Source organism: Burkholderia sp. Se-20378, from assembly GCF_017104665.1.
In the GTDB taxonomy this organism is placed as follows: Bacteria; Pseudomonadota; Gammaproteobacteria; order Burkholderiales; family Burkholderiaceae; genus Burkholderia; species Burkholderia lata.
In genome coordinates this window covers 1-2,165 of record NZ_JAAGPG010000897.1, presented here as the reverse complement: position 1 = coordinate 2,165, position 2,165 = coordinate 1, and the positions used below count along the sequence as shown (strand labels likewise).

Sequence of the window (2,165 nt, the reverse complement as noted above, 5' to 3'; positions counted from 1 at the left end):
AACGCACGGTCAACCCTTCGATCGTCAGCCCGCTCATGCTTGCCCTCCCTGCGACCGCACGACGATGCCGAGGAACAGCGGGATGCCGACCAGCGCGGTGACGATCCCGACCGGGATCAGCACGCCCGGCACGATCAGCTTCGATGCGATCGACGCGAGCGACAGCATCAGCGCGCCGACCAGCAGGCTGCCGGGCAGATAGAAACGGTGGTCCTCGCCGAACAGCGTGCGCGCGAGATGCGGCGCGATCAGTCCGACGAAGCCGATCGTGCCGACGAACGACACCGCGAGCGCCGACAGCACCGACACCCGCAGCAGCGTCGCGAGCCGCACGCGCTTCACGTCGACGCCGAAGCTCGCCGCGCGATCCTCGCCGAGCCGCAGCGCAGTCAGCGTCCACGCGTGACGCATCGACAGCGGCAACGCGATCGCAAGTGCCGCGCCGAGCACCGCGAGCTTCGGCCAGTCGGCGCGCGCGAGCGAACCGAGCGTCCAGAACACGAGCCCCTGCAGCGCGTCGGCCGATGCGATGAACTGCATCAGCGACACGAGCGCATGAAACGCGAACACCAACGCGATGCCCATCAGCACGACGCCGGTGGTGTTCATCCCGCGCCAGCGCGCGACCGCGTCGAGCAGCAGCGCGGACAGGAACGCGAAGACGAAGGCATTCGCCGACACGACCCAGGTTTGCGCGACGCCGGGAATCGTCACGTCGAGCACGATCGCGAGCGACGCACCGAACGCGGCGGCCGCCGATACGCCAAGCGTGTACGGGCTGGCGAGCGGATTGGCGAGGATCGTCTGCATTTCCGCGCCGGACAGCCCCAGCGCCGCGCCGACGAGCACGGCCATCGCCGCGTACGGCAGGCGGATCTGCCACACGATCACGCGTGCGGCCGGATCGGCGCCCGTGCGTTCGACGAGCGTGCGCAACAGCGTTGCAACCGGCATCCCGGACGGCCCCGACGACAGATCGAACAGCACCGACACGACGATCAGCAATGCAACGACGACGAGCGCGGCCGCGCGCCGCCGTGTGAGGCGGCGGTAGTCGCGCAGGCTCGCGGCCCGGATACGGCCAGGCGCGAGATCCTGAAGCACGGCGTCGCTCATCGTGCCGCCTGCGACGTGGCGGCCGGCAGCGGTGCGTCGACCCACTCCGTGCCCTGCGGCGCGATCGCGAGGAAGCGGCGATGCAGTTCGGCCTGCGTCGCACGCACGTCGAGATCCTTGAACTGCCGCGGATAGAACCACTTCGCGAACGCTTCGATCGCGAGGATGTTGTACGGCGAGTCGTAGTAGTTGTGCGAAATGCCGTGCACGCGGCCATCGTGGATCGCCTTGATCGCATCGAAGCCCGGTCGCGCGGCGAGCTTCGCGAGGCTCGCCGCCGCATCGTGCGCACTCGTCTGCGCACCGACCCGCAACGACGCGAGCCCCGGCTTCGTGCGGCTGCCGGTCGCGATGTACACGTCGGGCCGCGCGGCGATCGCCTGCTCCATGCTGATGTCGCCGAGCACGCCGGGCAGCAGCCCTGTCGCGATGTTGCGGCCGCCCGCGGCCGTCACGAATTCGCCGAAATTGCCGTTGCCGGCCGTGTGGCAGCAGCCGGCATCCCACACGCCCGCGAGCAGGTCGACGAACACCTTCGGCCGCTGCGCGTCGGGAATCCGGTTCACGACCGCCTCGATCCGCGCGAGATGCGCACGATAGAACGTTGCATACGCATTCGCTTGCCCGGTGCGGTGCATGACCGCGCCGAGCAGCGCGATGCTCGGCAGCGTGTTCTGCAGCGGATGCAGCCGGAAATCGACGAACACGACCGTCGTACCGGTCGCCTCGAGCTGCTTCACGAGCGCGTTGTAGCGGCTCGGCCCGTGCCCGCCGAGGCTGAAGATCGCGAGATCGGGCTTCAGGCTCAGCGCCTTCTCGGCGCTGATGCTGTCCTCGGTTGCCTGGCCGATCAGCGGGATGCGGCGGATTTGCGGAAACGCCTGGGCGTACGCATCGTAGGTCTGCGGGTCCATCAGCGGCAGGTCGCCCTGCCAGCCGACGATGCGCGCAAGCGGCTGCGCGCCGTCGAGCAGCGCGACCGCCGACAGCAGCCGGCTCTCGCCAAGCAGGATCCGGCGCGGCGCCTGGGCCGGGACGCGCACCGTGCG

At 69.6% G+C, this 2,165-nt stretch carries 2 protein-coding genes; both read right to left on the bottom strand.

Features of this window, described 5'->3' with window-relative positions:
• Positions 1-33: 33 nt before the first annotated feature.
• A complete protein-coding gene (locus tag G3N93_RS38740; RefSeq protein WP_206135408.1) occupies positions 34-1,116 on the bottom strand; it encodes an iron ABC transporter permease in 1,083 nt (360 codons plus the stop codon).
• Positions 1,113-2,165, bottom strand: a 1,053-nt coding sequence (locus tag G3N93_RS38735; protein ID WP_206135407.1) for an ABC transporter substrate-binding protein, incomplete at its 5' end; no start/stop codon positions are given. The genes G3N93_RS38735 and G3N93_RS38740, both read right to left, overlap by 4 nt.